General features: G+C 37.2%; 17 protein-coding genes. 8 read left to right on the top strand and 9 right to left on the bottom strand.

Translation table 11 applies throughout. From position 1 onward, the window contains the following. Positions 1-10 precede the first annotated feature (10 nt). The 6 genes from E6C50_RS08450 (at position 11) to E6C50_RS08475 (ending at position 7,793) form a co-directional block, all read left to right on the top strand. Positions 11-1,807 (top strand): hypothetical protein, encoded by a 1,797-nt coding sequence (locus tag E6C50_RS08450; protein WP_136402761.1) that lies wholly within the window; start codon positions 11-13, stop codon positions 1,805-1,807. Positions 1,808-1,830: 23 nt separating this feature from the next. Then, positions 1,831-3,873: a hypothetical protein gene (locus E6C50_RS08455; protein ID WP_136402762.1), complete on the top strand. Its 2,043-nt coding sequence runs from the start codon at positions 1,831-1,833 to the stop codon at positions 3,871-3,873. Between the two features lie 27 nt (positions 3,874-3,900). Further along, positions 3,901-4,791 (top strand): tail fiber domain-containing protein, encoded by an 891-nt coding sequence (locus E6C50_RS08460; protein ID WP_168732774.1) that lies wholly within the window; start codon positions 3,901-3,903, stop codon positions 4,789-4,791. Between the two features lie 47 nt (positions 4,792-4,838). Continuing rightward, complete coding sequence (locus E6C50_RS08465; RefSeq protein WP_136402764.1) at positions 4,839-5,363, top strand: phage tail protein; 525 nt, start codon at positions 4,839-4,841, stop codon at positions 5,361-5,363. A 213-nt stretch (positions 5,364-5,576) separates the two neighbouring features. Next, the gene (locus E6C50_RS08470) at positions 5,577-6,563 is read left to right on the top strand and encodes an SH3 domain-containing protein (RefSeq protein WP_136402765.1); all 987 of its coding nucleotides are present in this window, start codon (positions 5,577-5,579) and stop codon (positions 6,561-6,563) included. Positions 6,564-6,575: 12 nt separating this feature from the next. Then, on the top strand, positions 6,576-7,793 hold the full coding sequence (locus tag E6C50_RS08475; protein WP_136402766.1) for a hypothetical protein: 1,218 nt from the start codon (positions 6,576-6,578) through the stop codon (positions 7,791-7,793). A 139-nt stretch (positions 7,794-7,932) separates the two neighbouring features. On the opposite strand, the gene E6C50_RS08480 is transcribed toward E6C50_RS08475, so the two are convergent. The 9 genes from E6C50_RS08480 to E6C50_RS08520 all read right to left on the bottom strand — a co-directional run bounded on the left by E6C50_RS08480 (position 7,933) and on the right by E6C50_RS08520 (position 15,318). Beyond that, complete coding sequence (locus E6C50_RS08480) at positions 7,933-8,595, bottom strand: immunity protein Imm33 domain-containing protein (protein WP_136402767.1); 663 nt, start codon at positions 8,593-8,595, stop codon at positions 7,933-7,935. A 32-nt stretch (positions 8,596-8,627) separates the two neighbouring features. Beyond that, positions 8,628-9,332: a hypothetical protein gene (locus tag E6C50_RS08485; RefSeq protein ID WP_136402768.1), complete on the bottom strand. Its 705-nt coding sequence runs from the start codon at positions 9,330-9,332 to the stop codon at positions 8,628-8,630. 82 nt (positions 9,333-9,414) lie between these two features. Continuing rightward, positions 9,415-9,729 carry an aminoacyl-tRNA hydrolase gene (locus E6C50_RS08490; protein ID WP_136402769.1) on the bottom strand — a complete coding sequence of 105 codons (315 nt, stop codon included), beginning with the start codon at positions 9,727-9,729 and terminating at the stop codon, positions 9,415-9,417. Between the two features lie 466 nt (positions 9,730-10,195). Further along, complete coding sequence (locus E6C50_RS17975; protein WP_230978982.1) at positions 10,196-10,363, bottom strand: hypothetical protein; 168 nt, start codon at positions 10,361-10,363, stop codon at positions 10,196-10,198. 224 nt (positions 10,364-10,587) lie between these two features. Beyond that, positions 10,588-11,235 carry a JAB domain-containing protein gene (locus E6C50_RS08500; protein WP_136402770.1) on the bottom strand — a complete coding sequence of 216 codons (648 nt, stop codon included), beginning with the start codon at positions 11,233-11,235 and terminating at the stop codon, positions 10,588-10,590. A 180-nt stretch (positions 11,236-11,415) separates the two neighbouring features. Then, positions 11,416-12,297 (bottom strand): hypothetical protein, encoded by an 882-nt coding sequence (locus tag E6C50_RS08505; RefSeq protein ID WP_136402771.1) that lies wholly within the window; start codon positions 12,295-12,297, stop codon positions 11,416-11,418. Between the two features lie 179 nt (positions 12,298-12,476). After that, entirely contained in the window at positions 12,477-13,904 is a 1,428-nt protein-coding gene (locus E6C50_RS08510) for a DUF4041 domain-containing protein (RefSeq protein ID WP_136402772.1), read from the bottom strand. Between the two features lie 415 nt (positions 13,905-14,319). Then, a complete protein-coding gene (locus tag E6C50_RS08515) occupies positions 14,320-14,820 on the bottom strand; it encodes a hypothetical protein (RefSeq protein ID WP_136402773.1) in 501 nt (166 codons plus the stop codon). 237 nt (positions 14,821-15,057) lie between these two features. Further along, positions 15,058-15,318: a hypothetical protein gene (locus tag E6C50_RS08520; protein ID WP_136402774.1), complete on the bottom strand. Its 261-nt coding sequence runs from the start codon at positions 15,316-15,318 to the stop codon at positions 15,058-15,060. A gap of 361 nt (positions 15,319-15,679) precedes the next feature. Here E6C50_RS08520 and E6C50_RS08525 point away from each other — a divergent pair, with 361 nt between their 5' ends. Both E6C50_RS08525 and E6C50_RS08530 read left to right on the top strand, forming a co-directional pair. After that, positions 15,680-16,699: an RNA ligase family protein gene (locus E6C50_RS08525; RefSeq protein WP_136402775.1), complete on the top strand. Its 1,020-nt coding sequence runs from the start codon at positions 15,680-15,682 to the stop codon at positions 16,697-16,699. A 338-nt stretch (positions 16,700-17,037) separates the two neighbouring features. Continuing rightward, positions 17,038-17,241 (top strand): hypothetical protein, encoded by a 204-nt coding sequence (locus E6C50_RS08530; protein ID WP_136402776.1) that lies wholly within the window; start codon positions 17,038-17,040, stop codon positions 17,239-17,241. Positions 17,242-17,296 lie beyond the last annotated feature (55 nt).

Raw genomic sequence — 17,296 nt, forward strand, 5'->3', positions numbered from 1 at the left:
GGATAATAATATGGGATATGTAACTACCGGCAGCAGTAATTCGGTTACGAATGGAGAAACACTGGCGTTGGATATAATGATCGCTCAGGACGAAAAAAAGGCCATCTTACTGATGGGGATTTTTACGATTGAAAATTTAGATACTCTGGTAGCGGCAGCCGATTTAAAAAAACTAAGCTGTGAGCTTTGGGCTAAAACGGACGACGTAAACAAAACAACGACTTTTCCTGTGAAAATCTGTGAATTTTCATACGATAACAACAACCCGGGAAAACGAATATATAATTTTCCGAAAGGCTATGATGATGGCTATACCTATCTGATTGTAAAAATCAGAGCGGCAAAATGTACGGTTACGACACCATCGACTACCTTACAACTAAGCTTTAAAGATAAAAACGATCCAACCGATCCAAAACCGTTGGTATCGCTTCCTTTTACTGTCATCGCCGAAGAGGCCAAACCGGAAATCAAGCTGTTTGAATCGGATAAAACAGTAGTGCAGCGCAATGCTCCGGTTACGCTATCCTGGGACGTTAAAGGAACCCGGTATATTGTAAGAGAAGGACTGGAAGAACTCAAAAGTGGTACAGACGGAGCAGGAAGTTATACGATAGCCAATATCGCCAATGGAGATCACTCGTATACCTTAGAAGTACAAATGGGTACGGTTTCGGTAACCAAAACAATATTGGTCCGCGCTTTAGGAGAATCGAAATTATATTCGAATGCAAATCCGACCGGAGCGTATGCGGCTTATAAGATTGGTAATTTTTGCGCCGGACAAGATGCCGCTTATCTATATAGCTTAATGCTAAAAACGGAAAATAATAAAACTCAGATTGATCATATAGGATATACCAATACCAACGAAGGCTTTTCGGATAATTGGCATCGCATAACACTTTCTGAAACCGAAAAAAACAAGCTAAAACCTTTTGCAACCGCACCGTTATTGCATATGAAAAGTGCGGGAGAGTTGCACGGGCGCCTGTTTTTTATAGGAGGTAGCTATGTCAAACCGATGGAATCTGCTAATGCGGTGGCGATTGTTACTCTGGATGCCGAAAGCGAATCCAGAGTAACCGTTATCGATAATTTACCATGGGATTCCCGTATGGGACATTCGTGTGCGATTTTTCCGCATGGCGATCAGGATAAAATCTGGATGATGGGTGGTGTAAATGAATGGGGCGCGGCTTTAAATGATATTTGGGTATCGGGCGATGGTAAAGTATGGGATAATATTGGTTTAAACGGAAGCGTAAATCCGGACAAAACCAATCCTGTAAAAATGCCGTGGAAAGTAAGATGCTTAAATGGAATTGCAACCGAATTGGATGCCAACGGAAGTAAAACGGCTTTATGGTTGGGCGGTGGTTTCTCGGAAATAGGCGGAACCGAAATCTCGGATATCTGGAAATGGGATAAAAATAACTGGACTACCATTACACCGTTGATCATCAATAACAATTCGTATTTATCGTCCGGATTGTCCTTTTTGGGAAAAGACACGATCGACAGTACGGGTATTTTTTTACTGGGCGGCTATCAGGAACAGGAAAACAAGAAGAAATATTTTTACAGAGTAACGTTAAATAACGGTAAATATGGTAGCAATCAGATGGATACGTCAGCCGGTGTAGACAGCTTTGCAACTACAAAAGATTCCAAGATCGTCACAGCCTTTTTTAAAGGTTGCTTATGGTATATGGTATTCACCAACGAAGGAGATTTGGGAATAACCTATTCTGATTTGTTTTACTGGGTACCGGTAGCCACAGGTCGGACTTTAATTTTAACCTAGTGTACCAATTTAAAATAAAGATTATGAAAAAAATAAGGTATAGCTATATTCTTGCAGTATTATTACTGCTCACAAAACCGCAGACACTGTTGGCGCAATCAAAATATACCGTTGTATTGCCGCAAATCGACATGGCATTACAGTCGGATGGTAGTGGCGATTTACGGGTTGCGGCCGATGATAAAGGAAACGAAACCTATAAGTCTTTTTTTAAATTTGACTGTAACAATTTGCCGGCCAATGCCAAGGTTATGACCCTGAATTTGAAATTGTACAACATGCCCAATGATAAGATGTCTGAATTTTCGGTTCAGACGATAACGGCTTTAAAAGGAACCAATGGATGGACCGGAAGTGAAACGAGTTTAAATGATCCGAAACTAAGCTGGGCCATTTTGAGTAATAATACGGAAGGTCCTGTAGGTCGGGCGGAGATACGGAAGAGCACGACATCGATCGCGATGAAACTCAAGTTCCCGGGTTCGCTAAAACCGGTTGCCGATTTTCTGCCGGACGGTATTTTATCTCTGGCGGCACGATCACCGGAAAAAGGACAGGATACTCGTTTTTTCTCTTCTAAAACCGCAGAATCGTCTTCCAATTTTACCAAAAAGCCAAAATTACTGGTGAACTACGAAATCGATCCGTATCCGTTTCGGGAAGATTGGGCGCAGTCGTTTGGAAACATGCAGCACAATAGCCTGCTAAACTGGAAAAGCAATACGTATGTTCAGGAAGCCCAAACCCGTATACTTCCCTATGGTGGCGGGTACCTGCAGGAAGTCGGTTCTACGGGTGCCCTTGCGATTTATAAAAATTTACCCCTAGTATTTACGCAGGAAACTACCGGAACACCGACTGTTTTTAATGTAAAACAATTGGATTCGAAAGGAAACGTTTTGTGGAAACAAGGAGTAGACGATGTCGCCAAATCATGGCCGTTAATCGATGAGCAGGGTCGTTTGTATTATATCTCCAAATCCGGAAAACTGAGTATCTTGGATTTAAACAATTCCGGAAATATTCTATTTAACAAACTGTTGTCGGAGATTACAAATCAACAGCTGACAACCCTTAACAATACGGCAACTATCGGATATGACGGAACGCTTTACCTGCCCTCCGATACGGGAATTGTTGCGCTGTCGGCTTATCCGCAATTAAAAATACGTTGGAAATACACACCGAAAACAAATGAACTTTGTGGCCCGGTTTCGTTAAGTCCGGACGAAAGCAAATCCTTCTTTATTGTGGTCGATACCCAACAAAAAAAGAGCCGACTGGTGGTATTGGATAATTTAGACGGAAGCATACTGGCCACATCCGATACGGTTTTAGATGGCTATCAGAACGATATTAATTTTTATATTCCGGCACCGGTGGTTCAGGACAATACCCGTGTTTTTGTGTTGAATGGCTTCGACAACAGTAACCAGCTTTTTGTATTTGATACCGATGATAAAGGAGCGATTGTCCGAACTCAGTTTATAACTTCCGGAAATTCGGAGAATACCGGCATTTCGCAACCGGTGATCAATGCCGAATCCAATGTGTTTTTGGTATTCCAATCGAAATTAGCAAAGTATAATGAGAAACTGAATAAAGCTGAGGTCTTCGAAAAATCGGCAACTTTGAATACGGCCTCGATAGTACTCACCGATGCGTCATCGCGTATTTATGCTACCGATCCGTACAGTACACCCAAAATGATACTGGGCTTTCAAAACGATATTGACAATCCGAATGCCTTTGCAATGGCTATCAATCCGACTATCGGGTATACCAGAAAAAATATGGTTTTGGCTCCGGATGGAACATTATATACGGCTACGGCTACGAATCTGATAGCGGTTACGGCTACTAAAGTTGCCCAAAACGATGCGGTTATCAATCAGGCGAATTTAAAAACGAATACCGTTTACCGTGCGACAAATAGCATTACGGTCGAAGGGATTACCGTGGCACCATCTGTAAATGTGATTCTTAATTCCGGTGGAAGCATTTCTTTTAAACCGGGATTTACCGTAACCAAAGGCGCACAACTCAATTGTAAAACAGCAAATTAATACAACGCTTATTAAATGATACCTACCATGAAAAAAAACTATTGGTTATTGGGAACCCTACTTGTTATCCTTTCGAATCCGATCCAGGCGCAAACAGAGGCGATGAAAATTCTTCCGAATGGCAATGTGGGAATTGGCACGTCTACACCTACACAAGCCAAATTGGTTGTTTCCGGAGAACAAAGCACTAACGCGAACGGCATGTTTATGTACGGTTACAGATCCTCTAAAATTCTCGACTCGGGAACGGTAAAAAATTCGATCTATGCAACCGATGGTGTCACGGCACAACAATTTAATGTGGTATCGGATGCGCGTATTAAAAAGATATTGGGCGTAAGTAATACTGCCCGTGACCTGGATATTCTTTCCAGAATTGAGATAACGGATTATAAAATGATCGATTCGGTTCAACGAGGCAATCAGGTTTATAAAAAAGTCATTGCCCAACAGGTGGAACAAGTCTATCCATTGGCAGTAAATACGAAACAAACCGAAGTTATTCCGAATATTTATCAGCTAAGTACCCTTAAGAATGGCTGGATATCGGTACCGACAAAAGACCTTGCTGTTGGCGACAAAATCAAATTGGTTTTTAGTAGCGAAACAATGCTCACGGATATACAGGCGATCAGCAAAGAGGGGATTCGGGTGAATTGCCCAAAAGAAGGAAGCGTTTTTGTGTACGGAAAAGAAGTACACGATTTTCATTCCGTGGATTACGAAGCGATAGCGATGCTGAATGTCAGCGCGACTCAGGCCTTGTTAAAACGCATTGAAATGTTGGAAGCCAAAAATACAAACCTGGTTCAGGCGGTAGGCAAACTGGAAAAAGAACAGCAAACCACAAACGATCGCCTAAAGGCAATAGAGAAATTAGTACTACCGGTGGTCGCCGAAAACGATGCTGTAAAATAATAAAAAGAAGAAAGAAGAAAGACTATTAATGATCAAAATAAGATACTATGAAAGTTAATGATTTTACGACGGTTCCGTTGGGAACCATATTGCCTTTTGCGCTTGATGTGACTTGTATACCGGACGGCTGGTTACTATGTGATGGTAAGGAAATACCAACAAAGTATAAAACATTACGGGAATCATTTAAGATTTATAATACTCCTAATTTAATCGGGAGAACATTAATTGGTTCTGGAATGATTAAGGACAGCATCAGCGCACAATCAGATGGGAAAAGTCCAAATTTTGGAGGGCCTGCAAGTTTGACGCTGGGTTATACAGGGGGAGAGTACCAACATCAATTAACGATTAACGAAATGCCAAGACACTGGCATAAAATCAATGGTGGTAATTTTGGATTACATCATCGAAGTTTTAGTGGTAGTGGTGACTCCGATATTCCTTTTAAAACCAATGCCGAAGCTGCCAGAGTTTTGACCGGAACCGATTATGAAGGCGGTGACGCTTACCATAACACCATGCAGCCCTATTATGTGATCAATTATATTATTTATGCCGGAAGTGAATAAAATCGGTTAAAAAGTGGAATACTGATAAAATGGGGTTTTATGCCCCATTTTTGATTTCTTTTTGTTACAATAACGATTAAAAAGAGTGCGTTATGAGCCATGTCGTAAAAAGGCTACACGATTCGAGTACTTAAAATTACGTATTTTTCCGTATTGACAAGTAAGTGCTAAGATGTTAATTTAGACTGCTTTAACTTTTTAAATAACGACACCATGGAAACAAAATACGGATTTACCAAAATGACCGTTCCAGAATTTGAAACCTGGATTTCAAATCTCAGAGTGGGACGGACGATTTTAAAAGTGCAACAACACCATACCTATATTCCCAGTTATGTCCACTTTACGGGGAACAATCATTTTGACCGACAATTGGCCATGAAAAACTTCCATGTCAATCAAAATGGATGGCAGGATATCGGGCAACATTTTACCATTTTTCCGGACGGAACGGTTTTGACCGGTAGAAGTCTGGAAAACTCACCGGCCTGTATACTCAATCAAAATGCATATGCCATTTGCATCGAAAATTTCGGCAATTTTGATCAGAATGCCGATGTGATGACAAATGTCCAAAAGGATGCCATTATAGCCATTACCGCGGCTTTATGCAAGCGGTTTAATTTACCGGTTAACTCCAATTCGATCGTTTACCACCATTGGTTCCGTTTGGATAACGGCGTACGGAATAATGGAAGCGGAAACAATAAATCCTGCCCGGGAACCAACTTTTTTGGCGGTAACAAAGTGCCCGATTTTGACACTAATTTTGCCCCTTTAGTCCGCGCAAAACTCGGCAGTCATCCGATAAAAACCGACACCAGTGCGATTACTAAATATGTATGTGTAACCGCCAACAGTCTTAATGTCCGCACCGAACCGGATGGCGGAAGTCCAAAAGCGACCGATCGTCCTGCCATTCCATTGGGCGCTATTTTGCGGGTGTATGAAGAAAAGGACGGCTGGTTAAAAATATCCAATACCCAATCCAACTGGGTGGCGGCGCGCTATACCGTTGATGTAAAAAGAGCTACCGTAAACGCTACGATTTTAAATGTAAGAACCGGTCCCGGTACCAATTTCCCTAAAGTGGATCGGGTTGAAAAAGACGAAGAAGTTTTTGTTTTTGAAACACAGAACGGCTGGTGTAAAATTGACCTCGGAGACAAGTGGGTGACGCAATCGTATTTAAACTTTTAAAACGACAACCCAATGGAAAAAGTAGGGGTTTATATTTCGGGTTTAGGGCAATCGTTTCAACAGGAATCGTTTGAAAAATATGCCATCCGTCTTAAAAACGAGTTCTGTTTTACTGATAACGGAAGTGAGTTTGAACTAAAAACGGAGAAGATTGTTTATACAGAGGAAAGAGACAGCACAGTAGTAAGTATTTTTAAATACAAAAAAGACAATCCGGATAATGCCGAACTGGTGTATAAATTATACGATTTTAAATACCATGAGATTTTAACGGAGCGCTTTAAAAAGCAAAATCTACTGCTTAAAAACCTGATTCTACTAGGATTAATACTCAAAAAACTACCACAGCTTTTTTTGCGAATTTTTAGCAGGGGTAGTTTTAGCCGACCATATCTTACGTTTTACGCTTTTTTAGTTTTGCTGGTCATTTCACTGGCGATCATTTTCCTGATACCGGCCAGTATCGATATTGTGACGCAATATGGTGCACAGAAAGAAATAAAGACTCTTATTGAAAGCTGTCATCTTGATTTTGAAAAAATTACCGGCTTTTTGTCGGGCCTCTCGCAAAAAACAAAATGGTTTGTTCCGATTACCACCTTTATACTGCTGGTTATTCCGGAATCGAAAACCTTGTTAACCTCATTGGCGACCGAGTTTGTTTGTGTGGATCAATATATCGAAAATGGAGATCAGAGTCAGCTGGTGCTTGGAAATCTGGATTTACTGATCGAATATATTGCCGAAAACGATCCGAAGGCACAGATACACTATCACAGCTATAGTTTTGGAACGATTATCGCGATGGATTTATTGTTTCCGATAGGTAATGTTCCGTCGGCCAATACCAAAGACAGGAGTGAATTGCTGATTACAATAGGAACGCCATATGAATTTATAAATGCTTATTATCCGAAGTTTTTTAACAACAGAAGCGCTCAAATGGAAACAAAGTTGACGTGGATGAATGTCTATTCTATTGCCGATGCCCTGGCGACCAATTTTAGAAAAGACACCAACCGGGGCCCGGCTTTATTTGGGATCGATGGGTTTTCGCTTTTGCCAATCAACATCAATTATGAAGTGACGTCCGACAAAAGCATGACACTATTCAATTTTATTACGATGTATGCGATCCGAATGCATAAATGCTATTGGGATGCGTCGCCTAACGGACAGAGTTGTATCCGGGTGTTATGTAACGAAATGAAAGCACGCGGCTTTATCTAAAGCGGCTATTTTATACGGTATCTCTTTAGCCCGGTGGAAATAAATTGCGATTCCCGCCGGGCTACTTTTTTATAAAGTTAGACGCATTATTCTAAATCAGATATTCCTTGTTGCTTTCTTTGTTTATCTATCTTATCGTTTAGGCTTCCATCAGATTGTTGTCGAATGCAATTTTGGCATCATTTCCGTCCCAAATGACTTTAAAACCATAGGGAAGTGCCATAAATTTAACCGTTTCCGGACGGTAGGTCATAAGTTGTCCGACGGTTATTTCTTCGAACGCCATAGTTTCTTCATCAAAGTTATCGGTCATCACCATCCAACCCGAATCGGGAGTCGCTCTGTTCCAACGAAACAAATGCGCCGGTAATCCGCTTCGGATTAACGGATCGATCATAACGATATGATCAAAATCAGGGAAAACAGGCTCTACTTTTAATTGATCACAAACAAAAAGTTGTTGCTCCAATACATGAAGCGTGTGATTAAGACCACTTGCAAACCCTCCTTTTTCCGGAACGATTTCCAGAATTTCGAAATAATCACCTTCTTCATGCGCTAAAATAAGCCAGGAGAAACAGGTTAATTTATTACCGCTTTTAATATCCGGTTTTTCATCCTGAATGAATTCGACCAGATAGTGTAGAATAGGGTTTAATTCCTCCAGAGTAAGGCCGTATTTTTTGATTTTTATTTCCTTTTGAATCGATGTCGCTAAACCTTTGGAATAAAAATAATCTCCATCGGCGAAAAAGGCGATATCTCTCACTTTTAATGCTTTTATTTTGTTGAATAATCCCATGGATATTGGTTTGTTTTTAAAAAGATCAGGTTTTATTTGCCTAATATGTTTTTTATAAAAAGACTTATTTTGGATTCTTTCTTCTGATAGCTGTAATAAGGAGCCGGAATATTAATATCAGTGGTGTCCTTTGTTAGTTTTATGAGATGACTATGTAAATGCTCTCCGATGGAATTTGGAATTGGCGTTACTTTGGTTAAGGGATAAAATCGGTTATAGCCATCCATTCCAACCGGGAAGTTGGTTCTTTCCACCCAAAATGGCTCCAATAAATCGGCTAATGGCTCCTGGTGTATTCGGGTATCAAAACTTTGTCGCGCCTTTTGAATAATATCCTCATCCAAATTCGAGCTGACATTATCAAAATAGTGTAAGCCTTTTGCCGGTATGTGTAGCAAAAATATTTGGGTTTTATCTCCAATTTTATAAATATCAAGCACTTTAAAATAACTGTTGATATTGATACAGCAATGCCCAAATCGTTCATTATCCGGGTTTATTTCATATAATTTTGCTGCTTTTGAGGAGGCGATTAAAAAACGGGTATTAAATTTAAGACCACCGCCACGACAACTAACATCCAGAAAATAACCATTTCGGATGAGTTTGTATTTTGTAAATTTTTCGGCTATGGAAGGGGTTAAATCACAATCTTTATAATATAATACGGCACCGGGATAGGTCCAGTTTAAGATTGCTTCGGAGTTTTCAAAAACACCATTTTCTATTGCAGTCATATCGTTTGTTTTTTAGGCTCTGCCCGTTTTTTGGGAGTGGTGAGCGGTTGTCCCTTTTTTTTATTTCGTAATAAACATCATTCTAGCTGTTTTGTGGCGTCCACATTTTTAGAAACTGAAACTTTTTGTGGTATTCCTCCCTTGGACAAAAGGCCAAGCAGACTTCTTTGCCATCCAGCGCCGATTCAGTTAGCAATACAAAATCCGATTCGTTTTTAAGCGCTTCAAATTCCGTTTCATTTGCCAGACAAACCACTTTTTTGAATATTCCGTTGATCCATTGGATCATACGTTCATTTTCCTCAAATTTTTTGTAGCAGGCTAAGGAAGCATGTGCCGTGATGACCGGAACCAGCTTGTCGGGTATGTTGTTTTTTACGATAATATACATTTTCATATGGCGTGGTCGATTGCTTCTTACAATTGTTTATTTCGTGAAATCGGGACTAATTTACTTAAATTAATGTAAGTTAAATCTTAAAATGAATAAAAAAGTGTCGGATAACGAAATCCTAACAAAACGATCCAAATATAAAGTAAAATTAGATTCCGGTTTGCGTAAATCGACAAACGTTGCTTTTGCCGATATAAGCGTCGTAAAAGCGCGGATATTCGTTTGGTCTGCTAGTCTCGAGATCCTAGCTACTGCTTCTAACAAACACAACACTTACCATTAAAACGAATATACAAAAAAGTCACAGCGTTGAGAAAAAAATAGACTTTGGATTTTTCGCGGAGAAAAAAGCGTGATGGAAAAGGAGGATTAAAATAAGAGCGTTTGCTCCAACTCGTGCTAAAAAAAGACAAAATTTGATCAACTAATTGTTTTAACGGAAAGAACCATGAACTAATTTTTGCGGTGATTACGGATGCCTTTTTAAGGCAGTCGTAACCTGGCAAATTGGATCATTCTTTTTTCCAGACTTTAACCTTTCCAGCTGCTTTTTAGGATCAAAATTTTCAGCACATCCACTATCAATTCCTTTTTGAATGGCATTTCTTAAAACAGTAATCCTGTTTTCTTCTTTCAAAGCCTTACGTTCGGCTCGCAACTTGATTTCCGTTACTAATGCGCCCTTTTGAAACGGTTACTATACTACAACGTTCGAAATCTATTACTATAGTTCTGTTTCGTACCATGGTGCTTTCTTTTAGAAAATTATCCAATTGGGGAGTCGTACTTTTAACGTTGCGTTGTAGATAAATCCGATGGTGCAAATACGAATTATTTCCGCTTAAAAATAGCGGAGTGCTTTTATTCCATCTTCTTTTTTAGGTTTTCGACCACTCTTACAGTAAGCCCGGTTAGTTGGGCGATAAATTTAATTTCTAATCCTTGTTCCAGACATGTTGTGGCCATTTCTTTTGCTTTTTCATTTCGACCAGTTTTTAAGCCGACAGTTATTCCGAGTTCTTTTGCTTCTTTGTGTATCTGTTCTTCCAGTTTATACCTTGGAACATATTTGGTACTTCTTCGTAGCTCGTCCATAAGACCAATATCGGTAAAGCTTAGATAGCTTTTTTCTGAAATGATTAAATGATCGATGACTTCGGTTTGAACGATTATCCCCACTTGTATGAGTCGGTCGGTAATATCTTTATCGGCATCCGAGGGTTTGAGTTCGCCACTCGGGTGATTATGGCACAAAATGATTTTAACGGCTCGTTTTTGTAACGCAAAACTGAACACTTCCATGGGATGGACAAGCGTTTTGTTTACGGTTCCCAAGCTGATGAGTTCAATAAAAAGAACCAGATTATTATTAGCTAATCCGATCACCCAGAAATGCTCCCGATCGAGATCAATTTTATTTTCCCGAAGCAATACCTGTTGCATGATGACATAGATGTCATCGGAATTTAGAATTTTGATTTTTTGTGTCTCTGTTAGTTTTACATTCATTGATACAATAATTAGGTTTTACAATTTTTGAAGTATCGTTTCAGCCTAATGTGGGTTTGTTTATTTTGCGCAATTAGCGTCATTTTTAAAGGTAAAACTTTTTCGGGAAGTAAAATGTGTTGGGGCGGAATTGGGAGTGGGATGGGGGGATTTGGCTTTGCTGATGCTTGTATGTAGTTATTAATCTAGGTTATATTCAACATTATCGATTGAGCAACTTAAGACTTTGGTTACATAGTATTTAGTTATTTTTATTCTACCTGTTTCATCAATTTTTCTAGAATGACTTAATTTTACATTGAGTTTTACTTTGTTATTATGCTTGATATCTCCTTGAAATACACGTTGTTTAAAATTTTCATCTAGCATTTCAAAATCAATGATTTGTGAATTTAAAAAACCTTTCCATTTGAATTTTCCTTGTTTTAGAGCTGAAGAAATCAAATCAATGCTAACAATTTGGTCTGTTATATCTGGTATGTTTTCATCAAACAAGATAAATTGCTCAAAATCACCTAATCTTAACGTTTCTGGTTGAGAAGATGGCTTGTAGTCTAAAAGCTTGTTTGTACTTATTTTGTTAATTCTCTTGTATTGGGTTATTTTTTTGAAAAAATTAGAGCGTCTCCAAATAATTTTATAGTTTTTAACTAAAAAGGAGATGACTTTGGCGATCAACTTTTCATCGATATGATCAATATTATTTATTCCTAATTTTTTTAATTCTTCTCTTTTTAACTGATTATCTAATTCGAGATTTTCAATTTGTAACTTGGTGAGTTTCCTATTTTGAACAGGAACCCTTGACATAATAAGTGTAAAAATAGTAACTAATAAGGTTATGGTTTCCTTATTTGTTCCAATGAACTCCCATATTTCAATGAAGCCTCCATTTTGAGGAGGCTTAGCCTCAATTAATATTTTTATTTCAAGATCATTACAAGCTTCTTCAAATAACTTTAATAATTCTTTTTCACATTCGTTTCGTACAATTGCATCAAAGCCATGAGAATCATCTTGGAAGTAGTAATGTAATTCAAATTGATTGTAGAATTCAGTCATGTTGTTTTTGATTTTTTTAAATGTACGAATTATATACTATATTAGATATAATGGATTACTACTATGCATAGTAACAACAAGTTATTGAAAATGTTAAAAAACAGATTTTAATGAAGTGAGAATTTTCTAAGAAAGACAAAATTAACTATTGAGCAAAACTACGGTTGTACGCTGTTTTTTTATTCATCGTCAGCATTTAAACACATCGGGAATTCTTCTGTTATTAATTCTTCAATTGTCTTTAGATTTTCGCCATTTTTTAATTTTTCTAAAATCGCAAGTGTTTCTCTGTATTCCATAGCTTCGGGTAGTCTAACAAATTCAGCTTCAAATCCCAATAGTTTTATTGTGTCTTCTATTTCTTCAAGAGTAACATTAAAAAACTCTTTTCGGTGATTTATCATGTTCACTTTTTTATGTGTAAAAGCTTTATGTAATTCATATTCTAGTGTTCTTGCTTCATCACTGTATATCATAGCATGTACATCAAATTGAAATGGGACAGATGCATCACCAAGTTCTTTAACGCGATCAAGAGGTTCGAGCCTTCTTGTCATACCAATTTTATACATGTTTTCACCAAACGCTCCAATGTTTGAAATAATGTAAACGTGTCCTCGTTTGGTTTGTTGCGCCATTGAAAGTGCTCTTTCCTTTTTATCGTGCGCATCTTGCAGTTCTTGCTCAAGCTTAGCAATTTGTTCCTGTAGTTTTTCTGCTTTCACTCCATTGGCCTGTTCAAATTCTTTACGAACTTTGTCTAAGGCCTTTTCGAACATTGTTTCTTGTTTTTCTGCTTCTCTTTGAGCTTTCTCATAATCCCTTCTAGCTTTTTCTTCTTCTCTTATTTCATCTTGAATTGCTTTCATTTCCTCTTTTTCCTTTTGCTTTTTAGCTTGGAACTCATATTCAAGTATTAATTCTTGCTCTTTCAATTTAAAATACTCCATATTAATAGAAACACGGAATCCTTCTCCTAATTTATTTATAGCACTGAATGTCTTTGACATCCTTTCTTTCATTTGATTAATGTTATTCCATTTCACTTTAGCAATCATTACATCACATTCACCATTGAAAGCTCTAAGCATCAATTTCTTATAGACTTTTACAACAGCTTTTCCTTTCGCTTCACTTCCTTCAACTGTCCATTTTGTACTGCATAAAGCAGCAGTATCATCTTGGATCATCTGTTTTTGATCCGCAATAACTTCATTTTGAGCTTGTCGGAAGTCATCGGATTTGTCAAAATCATAAATTGGTTCGTAAATTCCAAATTCAATTAAGTCAAGTTTATTCTCAAAAAGGCCAACTTCTTTTCTTAATTTCTTATATGTTTCTAAGGAGTCTTGATAATTTTCATTTAGCTTCTTAAATTCATTTTGTTGTGAATTTATTTGAAGCTGTTTTTCAGAAATAATATTCTCTAATTCCTGTTTTTTGTTTTGGACTTCATTTTCAATACTGATTAAAGCGCTATATCTTTCCAGTTGCTTATTTAGATTCTCTATCTTGCTATTGCAATTAGATTTGTGTATTTCTAAATCTCTTTTGAGTTGATTAATTTCTTCAAATTCTTTTTTCTTTAAAAAGTCAAATAGTCCCATAGATTACTGATTTTGTTTTTTGGTTTGTGTTTAGAGTAATATTACTATAATGATTTCTGCTATTAGTATTGATTGGTTTAGTACTAAACTTTATAAGTATGTACATAAAAGAATTCTGTTTGAGTTCGCAAAAGTAACCGGACATGCAATTATTGTTAGCTGTAGTTTTTTAGGAGTAACCCATTCAAAATCTATTGATTGGGCTAAATTATTGATTTACTAATGAATTAAATTACGGAAAGCCATATAGTTAGTGTGATTCAATTTAGGTTGTAGTTAATGTTTTACGTCCATGTAATTGTTGTGAGTAAAGCGATTGGGATTTTATCAATCGAAGATTATGCCTTTTGGGACTTATAAATTTCAAGCTAATAAAACACCTCTAAATTGTGCAAAATGGTTGTTAGGATCAGGTTTACGGATTCTGAGATTCGTAAATTAATTTCTGGCCATATGACTCTAATGATCCTTTACCTCGCTGAAAACATTCACAAAGTAAATCGAGATCATTTGTATATTTCAATGCCTGATTAAAAAGTTCAATTTCAGGATTTAACCAAGGCTCATATGCTCTTGGATAGTTAATTCTGGCGCTGATTATGTATTCTGAAAGATTTTCTGTTTTAGAAATACCAATTGCTTTAACCTGCTTTTTTAGATGATCAATTATTTCATCTGTCATTTGATTAAATTTTTCCCGACGAAAAAAATCAACCTGCTTGTGCAGATTTTTCTTTTCATCATTATCTGTAACTTTCTTAGGTTTTTTCTTTTTTAATTCGTTAATCGCTACATGCAATGCTCTAACAACATCGGGCTCATTTATTACACTATTTTCATCAACTATTTCACCCGTTTTAGGAGAACAACCTGCTGCTAATGCTTCTAATATTTCTATCGTTTTATTTAATTCCATATTTTCTAAAATTATAGTCAATGTCACGGCGACTTTATGAAGTTGGGATTTTTACTCCCAAACCATTCAGTTAGTACTGAAAGTAAAATATGCAAAAAGCTCATCCTATTAAATACCAAACAATAATTTCTCAGAACCGCTGCTAACGGTATTTTTTATTGAACTCATGATAAAGTTGTCAATGATTTTTATTTAGCCATTAATTTTGTAATCTTCTTTTTTGATTATGTTTTGAATTTATAAGATATTAATTTTTCCTTTTATTTGGTTCAGTAAATTACTCATATTACTGCCAAAAAAACTTGGGCGTTTAAAATCATCATAAAATATTGCTCGGTCATAATCGGAAATATCAGGACCTCCGGTAAAAAGTTCATAAACTGCCCAATTATTTACAACATGATAATCTGCTAACTCAATCGCGTGATCTATATTTTTTTCTGCCTCAACTCTAATTTTTTTATTTTTCCCATTTTTATAAATTGGATAATTCTTCAAAAATTCAGAATTAAGTCGATTTAAAATTTCTTATAACGTTTGCCATTCTTGTTTTGTCATGATGATATTGTGTTAGAATTGTCTCTAAAATTGTTTCTCACGAAACCATCAATCTATTTATTCGTGAAAAATATGTAAACCTGCAAGAAACCAATTTCCTCCTAACAAATCAATACGTATTTTTACTTAATTTGCTTCCTGTAGAATTTTAAAGTATTGTATTACAAGTCATAAAGATGAACAAAGCAATCGAATGATATACTCCGATTTTTCGTTTAACTATTTCCGATATATTTGCAAACAGCCGCGCTATAGTGGCGTAACGGTATTACTTTGCAACGTATTAGCAAAAAGATAAAAGATGCGTGAATTTTCGGGCTATGAAAAGATGCCCAATAGTCTAAAAAAACTCGGTTTAAGTGAAAAGGATTTTTCCGAAATGGAAAAATTAAAATGGGTCGTGACTGAAAAAGTCCACGGGGCGAATTTTAGTTTTAGCTATGAAAACGGTACGCTTCGGTTTGCGAAACGAAAAGACTACCTCCAATGGAATGACGATTTTTTTGGGTTTCAACTGGTCGTAAGCAAACTCGAAAACAACATACTGCGCCTGTTTGAACAGCTTAGCAACGACCGCCACGGCGAAAAATATATGATGTACGGCGAATTGTTTGGCGGTTACTATCCGCATCCGGAAGTCGATCCTATAGCCGGTTTACAGGCCATTCAGACCGGAGTGTATTATACGCCTGACATTGCATTTTGTGCTTTTGATATTGCGATTGAAAACGAATCCGGATCGAAATATTACCTGGATTATGAAACTGCCGTGGGCTATTTTGAGCAGTTTGGGATCTTTTATGCCAAACCCTTACTGATCGGAAAATTTGCCGAAGCGATGAACTTTACTATCCGGATAAACTCGACGATTCCGAAAGCCTTGCAACTTCCGGAACTACAAGATAATCTAATCGAAGGTGTGGTGATCAAACCGTATAACCAAGTGGATCAAAACAGACGTCCTATCGTAAAATTAAAGAATCCTGAATTTGACGAGGAAGAGAAATTCCATGAGGCCGAAAAATGGTCGTTCGTACCCAATGTTTCCTCGCGGACAGAAGATTTATCGTTTATCGTCGCGGAATTGCGGCACTATATTACACAAAACCGATTGCAAAGTGCGATTTCTAAAATCGGTACCTTGGATCGGACTAATGCGCTTCGGGTGGCCGACATTAAAGCCGAGTTTTTAGAAGATGTGCTGGTCGATTTTAACGAAAACAACAACCATCTTTTAAACGAGTTAGCACCCGACGAAAAAGAATGGATTGTGGAAAGAGTCCGTTTTGAGATCCATAAAATGATCCTTGCAAATGGGTAATCCTTTAGTATAAAAAAGCCTTGAACGTTTCTAATTCAAGGCTTTTTCGTTTTTTATTCTTCTCGGATCTATTTCAAATTTTTATAGTTGATCAAGAATCATCTAACTAGTTATTATGTCATAATAATTTCATTTTATAGGTAAATTCATAATCGAAAAATCTTCAAATTCTTTTTTAGGATAAAAATCATAAAGCTGTCCTTTTGGCTCAACGATACTATTTCCGACTTATAATTTTTATAAATTCTGCTAATGAAATTCTTAATAGGCTATTACACTACCTGATGCGTTGGGTAAAAGACTATTAAGTTATGTGTTTAATTTAATAAAATAGATTTATGGAGCTAGAAAGTTTAAAAAAAGACAAATTTGAGGCGTTCAAAGAAAATGAAATTTTAAACATAGTCGGTATTGTTGGTGGCAGGATAGAACCCGTTGCAACGTGCCTTAATGGTCATAATGACTACCGCGACTATGAGACTCAAACGGCAGGACAAACAGACGGTGGAGGAACCGCCTGGGATTTTAGAGTATTAGATTAGGAGTTACAATTATTTATGGAGCTGCAATCAGCTCCATCTTTTTAAGATTAATCGA

The organism is Flavobacterium supellecticarium, from assembly GCF_004801375.1.
Taxonomy (GTDB): Bacteria; Bacteroidota; Bacteroidia; order Flavobacteriales; family Flavobacteriaceae; genus Flavobacterium; species Flavobacterium supellecticarium.